Below are 16,288 nucleotides of genomic sequence, written 5' to 3' on the forward strand. Positions count from 1 at the left end.
CGCCCTCTAATTCATTGTATAGACGTGCGCTTTATTCCATTCCTCTAGTTCTTTTTTCACATAATCTAATTCTAATAATTTTTCTTTAATTTGCTCAATATCAAGTATCTGAGTATTATCTGAATTATACTCCTCTACAGTAGTAAGTTTTTGATTTCCTTCAGCAAAATATTTATCATAGTTAAGATCCCTTCGATCCGCAGGAACCCTAAAGAAGCCACCTAAATCTTCCGCTACCACGTACTCCTCTTTCGTTAATAGTGTCTCATAACGCTTTTCTCCATGACGTGTACCAATTACCTTAATTTCATTATCAGCATTAAATAATTCTTTTACAGCTTGGGCAAGATCACCAATAGTACTTGCAGGAGATTTTTGAACCATAATATCTCCAACTACAGCATTTTTGAAAGCAAACACTACCAATTCTACAGCCTCTTCTAAGCTCATTAGAAATCTTGTCATATTAGGATCAGTTACCGTTAAAGATTGTCCTGCTTTAATTTGCTCGATAAATAATGGAATAACCGATCCACGTGAAGCCATAACATTACCGTATCTTGTGCCACAAATTAGTGTTTTCTCTGGAGATACTGTTTTTGATTTTGCCACAAACACTTTTTCCATCATTGCTTTCGAAATCCCCATTGCATTGATTGGATAAGCAGCTTTGTCTGTTGATAAACAAATGACTTTTTTTACACCATATTCTATAGAAGCCGTCAATACATTATCTGTACCTATAATATTAGTCTTTACTGCTTCTAATGGGAAAAATTCACATGAAGGAACTTGTTTTAATGCAGCTGCATGAAAAACATAATCTACACCATGCATAGCATTTTTAACACTTGCTAAATCTCTCACATCTCCCAAATAAAATTTAATTTTGTTATTTGTATAAAGCTTTCTCATGTCATCCTGTTTTTTCTCATCACGTGAAAAAATACGAATTTCTTTTATATCAGTATTTAAGAACCTTTCCATCACTGCATTACCAAAAGATCCTGTACCTCCTGTGATTAGTAGCGTTTTATTTTTGAACATACTTACTAGTCCCCTCTAATTTTATTTTATTTAATAAGTTATTCAGTCTCTCCATATAAATCTTTTTAGAGAAATTACAATCATAGTAATTCCTCGCATTTTCTCCATATAACAAATGCTTGTTTGTTTCTTTAGCAAACTTTCTTATACTATTAGCCAATTCTATATAATTTTCTGCTGGGGAACATAATCCACAATTTGCCTCATTTATAACAATTTGAGTTTCTCCGTTTATCGCACCTATAATAGGCTTTCCAGCAGCCATATACGATTGAACTTTATTAGGCAATGTATATGATATTACCTTATTTTCCTTTAATGTAATTAAGAAAGCATCTGCCATCTCATAAAATCTTGGCATTTCTGTAACAGGGTATTGTCCATGGAATATAACATTATTAATTTCTAAATCCTTGGTCAGTTCTTCACATTTTTTACGTGAAGATCCATCACCTACAATATGAAACTTAATACAACTATCTTTTTTAAGTTCATTTGCAGCATAAATAATTGTTTCCACACTTTGCATTTCACCTATGTTACCTGCAAATACTAAATTTATAATTCCATCTTTTTTATTAATAGAATTAATATCTTCAAATAATGCCTCAGCATATACTGGAAGGTGTGTAATTTGACTCTTAATATTTAAAGTATCCTTAAAATACTCCTCAAACAATTTAGAACTTGTAAAGATTTCATCTGCACTTTTATAAATCCACTTACTTATTTTCAACAACACTCTATATACTTTACTATTGGGCGAAATACCAGCCGATGCAATACTCTCAGGCCACAAATCATGGCAATATAATACAAGGGGTTTCTTCGTCATTTTTTTCAAAACAATACCAGGTATTGCCATAGTCACAGGAGAAAGTTGATACACTAAAATAAGGTCAAAATCCTTCTTCATAAAGATGGATTTTAATGTAGAAGATATAGCGAAACTAATATAATTTAGTGCTAACCTTTTAGTCCCTTTTCCCCTTCCAAGGAGCCATGAACGTATTACTTCCACTCCATTTATTTCTTCTTTTCTATTTTTAAATACTCTATACCTTTCATCTACAATTCCACTAGGGTAATTAGGAAGCCCTGTTAGAACGGTTACTTCATGTCCTTCTCGTACTAGTTCAGAACAAATATCATTGACTCTAAACTGTTCAGGAAAAAAATATTGACACACTACAAGTATTTTCATTATGACCTTACTCCTAAACTCTTAATATTGCTAAAAAATTGGTTTTATCAATTATTTCCTTCTTTAACACCTTCACTTTTAGCTACACTAAGTATTGTTTTAAAACATATTCTAATATCAAAAATAAAATTTATTTTTTGAACATACTCTCCATCTAGCTTAGCTTTTATATTTATAGGTAATTCATCCCTACCATTAACTTGTGCCCATCCAGTAAGCCCTGGACGAATATCATTTGCATTATACATATCACGTTCTTTTATTAAATCATATTGATTCCAAAGTGCCGGCCTAGGGCCAACTATACTCATCTCACCTTTAAGAATATTTATAATTTGTGGGAGTTCATCTAAACTTGTTTTACGTAAAAAGCGACCAACCTTAGTAATATATTGATCTGGATTTTCTAGAAGGTGTGTAGGTGTATCTTTAGGTGTATCTATTTTCATTGTTCTAAACTTTAGAATATAAAACTCAGATTTATCTTTTCCAATTCTACATTGCTTAAATAAAACTGGACCTCTCGAATCAATCTTTATACACAAAATTAATAATAAAAATACTGGCGATAAAATTATTAATCCTATTAATGAAATAATAAAATCCATCATACGTTTCACGTAATTTATATATAACATTTTTCACAACCCCGATTATATTAATTTATACTTTAGGTTACTTTTAATATCTTGTTAATAAAAATGAAATCTTTTTAATTTACAAACACTTTATTATTAGCTATATCCAATAACCGTTCCCTTATTTCTTCCTTACTCATGTATTCAAAATCATGCATAAACTCCAATAAAATACCTTGATCCATTAAAATAGCTTTCCCCACATGAATCTTCGGAAAAATCTGTTCTGGATGTATTTCACTTTCGTTTAATAATTCTTCGTACATTTTCTCTCCTGGTCTCAATCCGGTAAATTTAATTCCAATTTCTTCAATGGAATATCCCGAAAGGGTAATAAGGTTCTTTGCTAAATCAACAATTTTTACTGGATCCCCCATATCAAGGACAAAAAGCTCTCCTCCTTTAGCTAACGTTCCAGCTTGAATTACTAGTCTTGAAGCCTCTGGGATTGTCATAAAGTAACGAATCATATCTGGATGAGTAACAGTTACAGGTCCACCCTTTTGAATTTGCTTCTTAAATAATGGGATTACGCTTCCTCTACTCCCAAGTACATTACCAAACCGAACAGCAACAAATCTTGTATTAACACTCACAGCTGCCAAATGCTGTACAAGCATTTCTGCAAATCGTTTTGTGGCCCCCATTACATTCGTAGGATTTACAGCTTTATCTGTCGAAACCATGACAAACGTGTTTACTTTAAACGTATCTGCAGCCTCAGCTACGTTTTTCGTACCAAAAATATTATTTTTTACAGCCTCTTCAGGATTACGTTCCATTAAAGGTACATGCTTATGTGCAGCTGCATGATATACAATATATGGTTGGTGCTTTTTCATTATTTCAAAGATTTTATTTCGATCTTGTACATCAGCAATCTCTGTCGTAATTTCAACTACATCTTTATAGGTCACTCTCATTTCCATTTCAATATTATAGATGCTGTTTTCACCATGTCCTAAAAGAACAATTTTTCCTGGTTTATATTTCATCACTTGACGGCAAATTTCTGATCCAATTGATCCACCGGCACCCGTTACTAGGATGGTTTTACCTGTAATTTGCTCCCCAATTCCAGCATCATCTAATTGAATCGGCTCTCTTCCTAATAAATCTTCTACTTGTACATCACGTACTTCATTGACAGACACTTTACCATCTAGAAGATCTTCAAGCATTGGTACAATTTGAGTTTTAGCTTTTGTTTCTCTACACTTTTCAAAAATCTCGTTTATTTGTTTACGATTTAAAGAAGGAATAGCAATAATAATATGTTCAATATCGTTATCTTCTACAACTTCTTTAATATGATTTGTTGTACCAGTAACTGGTACATTATAAATTTCTAATTTTTGCTTATTTCTATCATCATCGACAAACGCAATGGGATACAGGTCTGCTTCCTTATTATGTAATAACTGTCTAACTACCATAGTTCCTGCAGAACCTGCACCAACAATTAATGTTCGTTTTTTATCGGTAGCTTTAGTAATATATGTATCACGGAACATACGCCATACAAACCGGGAACCCCCGATTAATAATAAATGTATCATCCACGCGATTGCTAAAATTCGAACATAGATATCATGATTAATAATTTGTTGTACAATTGCTGTGACTAAAATAGATAGCGTAATTGCTTTGAATATTTGTTTTAATTCTCCAATACTTGCATATTCCCACGCCTTGTTATAAAGCTTATAAATAGCTGCAAAAATATGATGACTACATAATAATGTAATAGAGCTAATAATTACTGTCGCAGGAATTTCACTTAATATATTAGGATGTACAAACCAATAACTTAAATACACGGCAGTTAATACAATAAATGAATCTAATAATGTTAATAATGAGAGCCGTTTTCGATAACTCAATATACCTATTCCCTTCTTTATATAATTAATATTTTACTCATAAAAAAAGTACATTCCCTTATGAATGTACTCTTTCCTTTTTTATAAGTTCCTTCATGTATTCCATTAAATCTATTTTCAATTCTTCATTTTGAAGTGCCAGTTCAACCGTTGTCTTAATAAACCCAAACTTCTCCCCAACATCGTAACGTGTTCCCTCAAAATCATAAGCAAACACACGTTGAATTTCATTTAAACGTTGAATAGCATCTGTCAACTGAATTTCTCCACCAGCACCCGTCTGTTGATCCTCTAAGAACATAAAAATTTCTGGCGTTAACACGTAACGACCCATAATTGCTAAATTTGATGGTGCCGTACCTTCCGCTGGCTTTTCAACAAATTGGCGTACTTGATAACGACGTTCATTTTGTTCAACTGGATCGATAATACCGTAACGATGTGTTTCATTCTCATGCACTGTTTGTACACCAATAACAGATGATTTTGTATTTTCATATTCATTCATTAACTGACGTAAACAGGGTGTTTCCGCTTGTACAATGTCATCACCAAGTAATACCGCAAATGGTTCGTTTCCAATAAACTTACGTGCACACCATACTGCGTGTCCAAGTCCTTTTGGTTCTTTTTGTCTTATGTAATGAATATTAATTTTCGAAGAAGCTTGTACTTTTTCAAGCATTTCATGCTTCCCCTTTTCTAAAAGGTTTTGTTCTAGCTCAAAAGAATGATCGAAATGATCTTCAATCGCACGCTTTCCTTTTCCAGTCACAATAATAATATCGTCAATTCCTGATTCTATCGCTTCTTCTACTATGTATTGAATTGTCGGTTTATCGACGATCGGTAACATTTCTTTCGGCATCGCTTTAGTTGCCGGTAAAAACCTCGTCCCAAGACCAGCCGCTGGGATAATTGCTTTTTTTACTTTTTTCAATCATAGCCCTCCTATATCGTTTTATATTTATGTAACAATAACAAAAACCCTACCTATAAAGTCATGTTTATAACTCCATAGGTAGAGTTTCTATTACAAATAAATTATGGGCATCTAACCCATCCTCACGCCATACTCCCGACGACAAGCGTCTAAGGTAGGTTCGAAATAAAAATTTCTACCCACAGCACGACCGAGTGCCTCCGTTGATAACGGTTAGGAGACATCACCAATTCTTTATTTAAAAAATACCAAACAATTTTTTACGACGAATTTGCTCTGGATCTTCTTTATAAATCGCTTTCCCGCTAATTATTAAATATGGATTTTCTTTTAAGTCACTCATAGCATTTATTCCGAATTCCTTTTCAATTAAATCGTAGCTATCTGCTAGATGAAATCCTCTTGATGTTGTGTTATGTGCATCCGATGCGATCATATGTGTTAGATTATGTTCAACAAGTTGTAGTGAGAATTTTTTAATCTTTTTCCCAAATTTACCCAAGAGACTTCCCGCCGTTACTTGTGTTAATGCACCTTTATTAACAAGGTTATATAACTTATCTGGCCGCTCGATTAACTCGGCATTACGTTCTGGATGAACGATAATTGGAATCATTCCTTTTACACGTAGTTCATAGAATAGTTGTTCTGCATAACGGGGTACATGATTAGATGGAAATTCAATGAATATGTATTTGTTTGTTTCATTTAAGGTAACAATTTTACCAGTTTCATAGTCTTCTAATAAATCACCATATAACCTGACCTCTTGCCCTGGTAAAATGGTAAGTGGAATATTATGTTGTTGCAGTTCATCATTTAGCTGTTTTACGTGATGAATAATTGGGGTACGTTCATTTATATATTTTCCATTTTGATGGTGTGGTGTTGCGACAATTGTATGAATACCTTCCTCTATTGCCTTTTGCGCCATCACTAAACTATCTGTTACTGTCTGTGCACCGTCATCGATACCAGGTAAAATGTGACAATGTAAATCTATCATTTGTTTCATCCTCCCTCTCTCATATAAATCTTTTTTCCCTTGAATATGAGACATCTCATATTCAAGGGAAAAAAGGAGATATGTTCTTCTCATATCTCACTCTTTCAATTAATTTGCACCGTAGTAATAATATAAGCTTTGTTCACGTTCACGATCATTCAGAACAACGCCTAACAGTTTACCTTTTGCCGATTCTAATAAACCTTTTGCTTTTACAGCTGTTTCTTTTTCTGTCGATTCACTACGAACGACAAGAATAGAAGCATCACATACATTCGCCATAATTTGTGCATCCGTTACTGCTAAAATTGGTGGTAGATCAAAAATAACTAAGTCGTACATACTATACGCTTGCGCAAGAAGCTCTTGCATTGATTTTGAGCCTAACAATTCTGCTGGGTTTGGTGGAATTGGCCCACACGCTAAAAAGTGTAAATTATCTACAGCTGTCGGTTGTACACATTTTTCTAAACGTTCACTATGCGTTAATACGTTCGTCAATCCGAAAATATTATCTACTTGAAACATTTGATGCATCGCTGGTTTACGCATATCTGCATCAATTAATAATACTTTCTTTCCTTGCTGAGCAAACACAACTGCCATATTCGCTGTTGTTGTTGTTTTCCCTTCACTTGGGTTCGCAGATGTTACCATTAATGAATGTAAATTCGTATCAACAGCTGCAAACTCAACATTCGTTCGAATATTACGATATTGTTCTGAAATTGGTGATTTCGGTTGTTGATGAGCAATTAATTGACGACGTTGACGATGATTCTTCTTCTTTTTAAATAAATTAAGAGCCAATTGTTTGTCCCCTCACTTTTCTTGATGATGGAGCGTGTGATTTCACGTTCATTGTTTCTTCATCCATACGAGCTACAATACCTAACACTGGTAACCCAAGTAAGTTCTCTACATCTTCTTCTTTTTTCACTGTGTTATCTAAGTATTCTAGTAAGAATGCCAAACCAACTGCAGCCATTAAACCGAGAACAAAGGCAATCACAACATTTACCATTGGTCGGGGTTTAATAGGCGATAATTCTTCTGATAATTCCGCTTTTGATAATACAGTAACATTGTTAACACTCATGATTTTTGCCACTTCACTTTGAAATACTTCGGCAGTTGTATTTGCAATATCACGTGCTAACTTAGGATCTTTATCTTGTACCGTTACTTCTACAACTTGCGAATCTTTCTTATTAGCTACTTCAATCTTTTCATTTAAAGCTTCTGTTGTTAAATTTAAAGCAAGCTTTTCTTTCACTTGATCCAAAATAACAGGACTTTTAATTATAACTTTGTATGTATTTGTTAACTGAATATTTGTTTGTACCTCATTGTACTGAATTGCCGCACCTTCTTGCTTCTTCTGGTTAACAAGAATTTGCGTCGAAGATTGATAGATTGGTGTCATAAAGAAGAAGCTAATGATAGCACTTACAATAGCTGCACCAAAGGCGATTACGAGGATCATTGCTAAACGTTTTTTTAAAATATGAAATAACTCTTTCAAACTAATTGTTTCTTCCATAAGTTCCTCCAACTTTCTAAATTTTACACATAACAAAAATTATAACATATAATCTTACATTTTTTTATTTTAGTAATATCTATGTACGATTGTTATTTAAAAACATATATAATCTTACAAAATAATCTTAAATATGACAACACATTCCATCAATTTGGCAAAAATTCTATTATATCATATTTTTTATATAATACGATAAAAAAATTTTATAACAATTCAAAAAAGCTAGCAAAAAAATTACTAGCTTTAAAAAATACTATTTTATACATTATTTTCTAATAATATCCATACTGTTCTTGTTCTTCTCTTTTATCGTTTAATATAACACCAAGTAGTTTTCCAGATGCTTTATCTAATATTTGTTTCGCTTTTATTAGTTTATCTTTTTCTGTTTTTTCACTGCGTGCTACTAATATAACTCCATCACATTTATTAGCGAGTATTTGTGCATCTGTAACGGCCAATACAGGTGGTGTATCAATCAAAACGATATCAAACATGTTATATGCCTCTAGAAGTAATTCGTCCATTTTACGATACCCAAGTAGCTCTGCTGGGTTTGGTGGGATTGGACCCGCTGACATAACATATACGTTCTCTATGTCTGTTTTTTGAATACATTGCACAAATGATGCTTGTCCTGATAATAAATTCGTTAATCCATTTGGATTGTGTGCAGCGAATAAATTTTGCAATGTTGGCTTACGTAAGTCAGCTCCAATTAACAATACTTTTTTACCTTGTTGTCCAAAAACAACTGCTAGATTAGAAATGGTCGTTGTTTTCCCATCACCTGGATCTGCTGAAGTGACAATGATAGAACGAATATGGTTATCTACAGATGTAAATTCAATATTTGTACGGATATTACGGTACTGTTCCGTAATGCGTGATTTAGGCTCTTTATGTGTAATTAATTGTCTTAATGGCTTTCTTTTCTTTCTTCCGAACATGTTATGGTCTCCTTTTTTCAGAATACGACATTTTCCCCTTTTTCTCTTTTATGCTCGATATGCTACGCCAATTTTCCATTTACTTCTACCGTTAAATTTCTCCATTACTTTCCTCTACTCTTCATCATAACGAATCAGAATAATCTTTGTCCTATCCCACACCTTCTATAATGTGACAACGATATCCCTATTTTTATCGCGCTATCATTTATCTTAATTTCAAGATATTTATAGCGCCATTATATACAAATTTCCATTCATTTACAATAAAAATTCTGATTAATCTGCATTTTAATATTTCGAACAAAAAATATATGAATTAAAAAAATTCTTCTGCATGTTGCAGAAGAATTTTTTTAATTCACATCTATTCTTTTTTATCACCAATCGCAAATGTAATTTCAGCTTCACATGCAACTTCACCATCTACTGTTGCGATTGCTTTTCCTTTTCCGATTGGACCACGTACACGCGTCATTTCTACTTCTAGACGAAGTTGATCACCTGGACGTACTTGTTTTTTGAAACGACAATTGTCGATACCTGCGAAGAAAGCAAGTCTTCCGCGGTTTTCTTCTTTCTTTAATACAGCAACTGCTCCAACTTGTGCTAATGCTTCTACAATAAGTACACCGGGCATAACTGCGTAGTCAGGAAAGTGCCCGTTAAAGAATTCTTCGTTTGCGGATACATTTTTAATTCCAACCGCTCTTTTTCCTTCATCTACTTCTAATATTTTATCAACAAGTAAAAATGGATAGCGGTGAGGAATGATTTCTTTAATTTGTTCTATATTTAGCATATAACAATCGCCCCTTTTGTAATATTGGTCTTACCACTTGGACATATTGTTTATTATCCCATTTTGTTTATTGTTTGTCATTATAAAGTGAAACTTTAATATCTTTTCAGCCCTATATATAAAAAAATGCACACACTCTATTCCCTTAAAATAGCTGCATATACTTGCAACTGACACGGAGGTAGAAAAGAGTGTATGCCCAGATTAGGGAAAGGCAATATGTATTAACACATGATTTGCCTTAATGTCGTATTCGACTCATTATATTATAAACGTTTTCAAATAAGGAAATATTAAATTTAACCATATATATGAATATTTTACCTATATTCTTCGTTTTTCTTTATTTTTCTTCTATTTTCTCAAAAAATCGAAATAAAAAAATAAAAATACAAAAAAGAACTAAGGTTTACACCTTAGTTCCTCTCATTTTATCGTAAAGCACGCTTTGGTAATCTATCGATATTCTCTAACATAATGCCTGTACCAACCGCAACGCAGTGCATTGGGTTTTCAGCAATTAATACTGGTACTTTTAGTTCTTCTGCTAGAAGCATGTCGATACCGTGTAGTAAAGCTCCACCGCCTGTTAGAATCACACCGCGGTCGATGATGTCCGCTGATAATTCTGGTGGTGTGCGCTCTAGTACGCCTTTTGCAGCTTGTACAATAACAGCCGCATTTTCTTTTAATGCTTCTGTAATTTCTTCAGAGCATACTGTAATTGTACGTGGTAAACCTGTTACCATGTCACGTCCGCGAATTTCAAGTTCTTCGCTACGTGCACCTGGGAATACTGTACCCACTTTAATTTTAATATCTTCTGAAGTACGTTCTCCAATTAATAGCTTATACTTACGTTTAATGTAGTTTAAGATCTCCATATCAAACTTATCGCCAGCCATTTTGATAGAGGAAGAGGTAACAATATCACCCATAGATAGTACAGCGATATCTGTTGTACCTCCACCAATATCAACAACCATGTTACCGCTTGGTTGGAAGATTTCCATACCAGCACCAACTGCGGCTACTTTTGGTTCTTCTTCTAAAAATACTGTTTTACCACCTGAACGTTCAGCAGCCTCACGAATTGCTTTTTGTTCTACTGATGTGATATTTGTTGGACAACAAATTAAAATGCGAGGTTTTGAAAAGAAGCTCTTTACGTCCAATTTGTTAATGAAATACTTTAACATCGCTTCTGTAATTTCGAAATCTGCGATTACACCATCTTTTAGTGGACGAATGGCTACAATATTACCAGGCGTACGTCCCACCATACTTCTTGCTTCTTCACCTACTGCTAATACTTTACCTGTGTTACGATCAATAGCAACAACAGATGGCTCATTTAATACAATACCCTTACCTTTAACATGGATTAATACGTTAGCCGTACCTAGGTCAATTCCGATATCTCGCGCAAACATTCCCGTTTTTTCCTCCTCGATATTCAAAATCAGGTTACACCCGAATTCTTTTACACCTAATTTCTGATTTTATCATAAATTTAACAGAAACGTAATATTCGCAAAAAGAATTCTTCTGAAAAATATTACCGAATTGAAACGGAATGTTTGCGATCGCATATTTATTGACGTACCGGCTTTTCTACATCTTCTTTTCTATACTTTTGTTTTGTTGCTTCTCCGCCTCTTAAATGACGAATAGACTTATGATAATCAAGAATTTCTTTCACTTCATTTGCGAGCTCTGGATTAATTTCTGGTAGACGTTCCGTTAAATCTTTATGGACTGTACTCTTTGATACCCCAAATTCCTTTGCAATGACACGCACTGTCTTTCTTGTCTCCACGATATACTTACCAATCTTGATAGTTCTCTCTTTGATGTAATCGTGCACACCACTCGCCTCCCTAAATTGGATGTGAGAAGGGTGAAATGAGCCTCGCTGCATACGACTAAGAAGTAAGTGTGAGTGCTGTTTGTAAGCGTTAAACATTCTTGGATTTATAATGAAATGATTCACGATTTCTCACCTCAAACACTCTCTTTGCTTTGGTTTATACCATTGTATTGCCCGCACTACTGATATATGCTACATGTTCACTATTTTTGCGGACTAAGTTAAGAAAAATTACATTTTTTTGTGAGAAATACGTTAACAGTGACTATTTTGGCGAAAAAAAATGACACCTTATATATAAGGCGTCATTCTTCTCGTTCTAACTCTTCTTCTAATAATTGATGGTGGGGAACCTCTTTCTTACCGGCAATGTAATAATATAAAGTAAATAAAACAAACAATAAAATAATAGCAGTCGACAGAACAAACAAAAATGACACAGTATCCCCTCCTTTTTGTAATATATATTCGAGAATCTCGTCATTTTTCCTTGTTATTGCAACTTTTTTCTCGAAATTGAGTATTTTTATATGGAAATAAAAAAATCAGCTCTCCTAGTGAGAACTGATTTTTTCACTTTCTTATTCTTGTGAAGAAGAACTGTTAGATGATTCTGTAGAACCATTTGTTGATTTTTCTTCTTTCTTCGGTTCTTCCTTTTTGTCACTAGTTGAACCGCTAGTTGATTTCTCTTCTTTTTGAGACTTGTCTTCTGTTTTACTTTCTGGTTTCGTGCTCGTTGACTTTTCTTCTTTTTGAGATTTGTCATCAGCTTTTTTACCAGAAGCGTTCGTTGCCTTTGCAGCACCTGCATCAGCTTTAATTTCTGCTACTGACTTATTTAAGTAGCGCTCAGGGTTCACAGCCACATTGTCTTTACGTACTTCAAAGTGAACGTGAGAACCTGCTTCTTTATTCATTGCACTTAGACCGGATTTTCCTAATACTTCACCTTGTACAACTCGTGCACCTTTTTCTACTTTTACACTGCCTAAGCTTTGATAAGAAGCTGCTACACCATTTCCACTATCAACTGTTACAACATAACCAAGAAGTGAATCTTTTTCAGCTTTCGTTACTGTGCCACTTAAAGCAGCTGTAACATTGAATTCTTTTCCATTCTTCGCAGCAATGTCAATTCCTTTGTTCGGGGAATATGTGTTGTTATAAAAGACAAGTGCTTTTTCTTGTTCCGCCTCAGTTGCTGCATCTTCATAGAACTTCTTCTGTACAACTACTTCCGCATTAGCAGGAGCTGGCATTTTCACTACTTCTGAAGACTTCGTTACTGGTACTGCTGGATCTTCCGTTTGTGTATACGGCGTTGCTTGATCTTGGTTCGGAGTCTTCTTCGTATTAGCTCCTTGGAACCATAGCGCAACCATTAAAATTACCGCTGCACAAGCAATGTATAGTGCCGGAAATACCCATCTTTTTTGAAATAAATGTACTACCTTTTGCGACTTTTTATTATTTCTTCCTCGCATTCCATCATCACCTCAGCAATCATTTTGAACAATATTCACGCATCCTATACAACGTATAACTAATTACTTTTCGACAAAATCTGTAAAAATATGTATAGGAATTGTAAAATTTCCGAGGAAATGATTGAAAAAAGAAAAAACTGAGCGTTTTGGCTCAGTTTTTAGTCCATTTGTTTCTTTTTGTAAACCACCATACAAAGAATAATGGAAAGGACACACCAAATTATAATATTTATTAAATCACCACTAACAGTTGAAAAACCTTTTCCAGCCAGCATCTTTGGCATTGCATCTGCAAGATGTTTCGTTGGAATAAAATTGATTGCCTTTTTCAAAAAATCACTTTTAATAAATTCTCCTAACATCGGAGCTAGAAGAAAAATAATTAGAACTGGCATACCTATTACCGATGTTGATGCCATTGTTTTAGATATTAATCCAATTGCCGTACCTAGCATAAGGAAGAAAAGTATACTAACAAGTAAAAATAGAACGATTAAAACCATATTTCCCTTTACCACACCTAAAATAGCAAAGTTACTAATACAAATTACAAATGTAATGAGAGCCGTTAATGCACTTTTCCCTAGTAATACTTCTAACGATGATGCTGGTGATAACATCATCACACGTAGCGTATGCTTTTCTTTTTCTTCCGCAATTAAAGACGCTTGAACAAAACTTCCTACCATCGTTAAAGCCATTAAAGTTAACATACTAGCTATTTGATCTTTCGGCCCATCCATCTGTTGATAAACAAAGGAAAATATAATTGGCATTGCTGCCATTAAGAGCATAGATGAATTTGCTTTAATATCTTGTACCTCTTTGCGAAAAATAGCTGAAAATCTTCTCATTGAAAATGTCATTATAATCCCCTCCCAGTAACTTCAATAAAGATATCGCCTAGCGTTGGTTCGTGTGAATGAATGGATAGTAATTCGCCCTTTTTCATCCATTCTGAAATGCGTTTTGCACCTAATTCATCTTTTTGCACCACTTCTTTTTGCTTATCTTTTAATACGACTTGGATTTGGTCTTTTGCATATTGTAAGCGTAGGTTTTCTGGTGTATCAAGTGCTACAATTTCTCCACCGCATAGAAAGGCGATGCGATTACAGAGCGTCTCTGCTTCTTCCATATTGTGCGTCGTTAAGAAAATTGTCGTTCCTTCTTTATTTAAGTCTTTTAAGATTTTATGAATGTTTTGTACGTTAACTGGATCGAGTGCAGATGTTGGTTCGTCTAAGAAGAGGATATCTGGTTTATGAAGGATTGCTCTAGCTAATGTAACGCGCTGCTTCATTCCCTTTGATAGTTTCTTCACTAATGTTTTTTTATCATCTAATAGATTCACTTGCGCTAGTACTTCTTCGATTCGTTCTTTTTTGCAATCGTATAAGTCACAAAATAATAGTAAGTTATCATAAATGCTAAGTCTTTCATATAAGCCACTATTATCTGTTAAAATACCAATTCGTTTGTAATCGATGCTGCTTGGGTCTGTAATATCTTTTCCTAATACTCTTACCGTTCCAACACTATGAAGTAATTGAGAAGTTAAAATTTTTACCGTTGTCGTTTTACCAGATCCACTCGGTCCAAGGAATCCAAAAATTTCTCCTTGCTTCACCTCAATATTTACATTTCGAAGTGCCGTTTTTTCATTGAAACTTTTCATTACATCTTTCATTTCAATTGCTAATGTCATCTCGTCATCCCCTTTGTTTTTTCTTTTATAGATGAAAGTCGCTTTAGCGCTTTTCGTTTATTTGTTTCGCTTTTCTTGACTCAATCATATGAAAAACAAAGAGGTTACGCAGTAAAATACCGGTAAAAGGAGTATTTTTACCGGTGAATGAATCATATTTTGAGCTTATTGGAGCACTTTTTATAGCCCAATCACGCTTTTTAATTCATCCATTCGTCCTTTTGAAAGCGGGATTGAACTTTTTCTTTCATCGTCTAAAATTAAGCTGAAACTGTTACGAGTCCAAGTAATTACTTCTCGTACTCTTTGTAAATTCACAAGGTAAGAGCGATGACATCTAAAGAAACCAAAACCTGTTAATCTTGCTTCTAGTTCACTTAATGTTAATGCGCATACGAAATCCCCTTCACGAACGTGAATATGTGTCACTCCGTTTTGCGTTTCGATGAAATGAATTTCCATCGGATCAAGTAAAATGATTTTATCATTCACTTTCGCTGGTATTCTTTCTAACTTCATTTGCGGAATCATTTGAACGACTTTTTCTTCATCGACTTCTTCTGCTTCCTCTTGTTCGATTTCTACTTTTTTCACACCATCATTGTTTAATATGTATACATCTTCTGTTAACGAAAGGGCATCCGATAGGAAAGATGATGTAATAAAAATCGCCTTTCCTTGCTCTTTCATTTTCATAATTGCTTTTCGAATCATAATCGTACTCTCTGTATCTACATTTTGCTCTGGTTCTTCCAAAATAACTAAATCCGGATTATGAATCATCACTCGCCCTATATGAAGACGACGTTTCTCTGAAAATGATAGTTTTTCTATTTTAACATTTAATTTATCTAAGAGGCCGACATATTGTACAACTTCTTCTATACTCATATTCGATTCATACAGCCCTATTAAAAAATTAAAGTATTCCTTCACCTTCAAACGATCATATGCTTCATCTTTCAAAAAACAAAATCCGATGCGAGAATAATTTCTCTTTCCAATCGCTTCACCTTCAAATAGCACATTGCCAGTTGAAGCTTCTTCCTGACCAATAATAATGCGGTGTAACACTTTAGCTGTATGGTTATTACATTGCAAAACAACACATTTCCCCTTCTCAACCTTCAGTTCAACTGTCGGTAACTGGTTGCTCTTCCCTAACTGTTTCAACTCCAGTAACGCCATTTTGTCTCCCCCA

The 16,288-nt window shown here is 34.1% G+C and carries 17 protein-coding genes; all 17 read right to left on the reverse strand.

The window, feature by feature from the left end:
• Positions 1–6: 6 nt before the first annotated feature.
• The 17 genes from AC0NJG_RS11240 to AC0NJG_RS11320 all read right to left on the reverse strand — a co-directional run bounded on the left by AC0NJG_RS11240 (position 7) and on the right by AC0NJG_RS11320 (position 16,275).
• On the reverse strand, positions 7–1,047 hold the full coding sequence (locus AC0NJG_RS11240; RefSeq protein ID WP_474063059.1) for a polysaccharide biosynthesis protein: 1,041 nt from the start codon (positions 1,045–1,047) through the stop codon (positions 7–9).
• A complete protein-coding gene (locus AC0NJG_RS11245; protein WP_474063060.1) occupies positions 1,034–2,251 on the reverse strand; it encodes a glycosyltransferase family 4 protein in 1,218 nt (405 codons plus the stop codon). Before AC0NJG_RS11245 ends, AC0NJG_RS11240 begins: the two co-directional genes overlap by 14 nt.
• 47 nt (positions 2,252–2,298) lie before the next feature.
• Complete coding sequence (locus AC0NJG_RS11250) at positions 2,299–2,889, reverse strand: sugar transferase (RefSeq protein WP_474063061.1); 591 nt, start codon at positions 2,887–2,889, stop codon at positions 2,299–2,301.
• Positions 2,890–2,963: 74 nt separating this feature from the next.
• Positions 2,964–4,772 carry a polysaccharide biosynthesis protein gene (locus AC0NJG_RS11255; protein ID WP_474063062.1) on the reverse strand — a complete coding sequence of 603 codons (1,809 nt, stop codon included), beginning with the start codon at positions 4,770–4,772 and terminating at the stop codon, positions 2,964–2,966.
• Positions 4,773–4,830: 58 nt separating this feature from the next.
• A complete protein-coding gene (galU, locus tag AC0NJG_RS11260; RefSeq protein WP_474063063.1) occupies positions 4,831–5,712 on the reverse strand; it encodes a UTP--glucose-1-phosphate uridylyltransferase GalU in 882 nt (293 codons plus the stop codon).
• Between the two features lie 241 nt (positions 5,713–5,953).
• Positions 5,954–6,721: a tyrosine-protein phosphatase gene (locus AC0NJG_RS11265; RefSeq protein WP_474063064.1), complete on the reverse strand. Its 768-nt coding sequence runs from the start codon at positions 6,719–6,721 to the stop codon at positions 5,954–5,956.
• A gap of 108 nt (positions 6,722–6,829) precedes the next feature.
• Positions 6,830–7,531 carry a CpsD/CapB family tyrosine-protein kinase gene (locus AC0NJG_RS11270; RefSeq protein ID WP_474063065.1) on the reverse strand — a complete coding sequence of 234 codons (702 nt, stop codon included), beginning with the start codon at positions 7,529–7,531 and terminating at the stop codon, positions 6,830–6,832.
• Entirely contained in the window at positions 7,521–8,264 is a 744-nt protein-coding gene (locus AC0NJG_RS11275) for a YveK family protein (protein WP_474063066.1), read from the reverse strand. The genes AC0NJG_RS11270 and AC0NJG_RS11275 overlap by 11 nt, the downstream gene beginning before the upstream one ends.
• A 275-nt stretch (positions 8,265–8,539) precedes the next feature.
• Complete coding sequence (locus AC0NJG_RS11280) at positions 8,540–9,217, reverse strand: CpsD/CapB family tyrosine-protein kinase (RefSeq protein ID WP_000467939.1); 678 nt, start codon at positions 9,215–9,217, stop codon at positions 8,540–8,542.
• Between the two features lie 367 nt (positions 9,218–9,584).
• On the reverse strand, positions 9,585–10,019 hold the full coding sequence (gene fabZ / locus AC0NJG_RS11285; RefSeq protein WP_000931959.1) for a 3-hydroxyacyl-ACP dehydratase FabZ: 435 nt from the start codon (positions 10,017–10,019) through the stop codon (positions 9,585–9,587).
• Between the two features lie 431 nt (positions 10,020–10,450).
• Positions 10,451–11,452 carry a rod shape-determining protein gene (gene mreB, locus AC0NJG_RS11290; protein WP_000457987.1) on the reverse strand — a complete coding sequence of 334 codons (1,002 nt, stop codon included), beginning with the start codon at positions 11,450–11,452 and terminating at the stop codon, positions 10,451–10,453.
• 161 nt (positions 11,453–11,613) lie between these two features.
• Complete coding sequence (gene spoIIID / locus AC0NJG_RS11295; protein ID WP_000544012.1) at positions 11,614–11,886, reverse strand: sporulation transcriptional regulator SpoIIID; 273 nt, start codon at positions 11,884–11,886, stop codon at positions 11,614–11,616.
• A gap of 308 nt (positions 11,887–12,194) precedes the next feature.
• Positions 12,195–12,329: a hypothetical protein gene (locus AC0NJG_RS11300; RefSeq protein ID WP_000008903.1), complete on the reverse strand. Its 135-nt coding sequence runs from the start codon at positions 12,327–12,329 to the stop codon at positions 12,195–12,197.
• 141 nt (positions 12,330–12,470) lie between these two features.
• Entirely contained in the window at positions 12,471–13,376 is a 906-nt protein-coding gene (locus AC0NJG_RS11305; protein ID WP_016718987.1) for a M23 family metallopeptidase, read from the reverse strand.
• 161 nt (positions 13,377–13,537) lie between these two features.
• Positions 13,538–14,245 carry an ABC transporter permease gene (locus tag AC0NJG_RS11310; RefSeq protein ID WP_088325847.1) on the reverse strand — a complete coding sequence of 236 codons (708 nt, stop codon included), beginning with the start codon at positions 14,243–14,245 and terminating at the stop codon, positions 13,538–13,540.
• Positions 14,245–15,087, reverse strand: a complete 843-nt coding sequence (locus tag AC0NJG_RS11315) for an ABC transporter ATP-binding protein (protein ID WP_070807218.1) — start codon at positions 15,085–15,087, stop codon at positions 14,245–14,247. Before AC0NJG_RS11315 ends, AC0NJG_RS11310 begins: the two co-directional genes overlap by 1 nt.
• A gap of 180 nt (positions 15,088–15,267) precedes the next feature.
• On the reverse strand, positions 15,268–16,275 hold the full coding sequence (locus AC0NJG_RS11320; protein WP_474063067.1) for a LytTR family transcriptional regulator DNA-binding domain-containing protein: 1,008 nt from the start codon (positions 16,273–16,275) through the stop codon (positions 15,268–15,270).
• Between the last annotated feature and the right edge of the window lie 13 nt (positions 16,276–16,288).

Source organism: Bacillus sp. SSR7, from assembly GCF_055902415.1.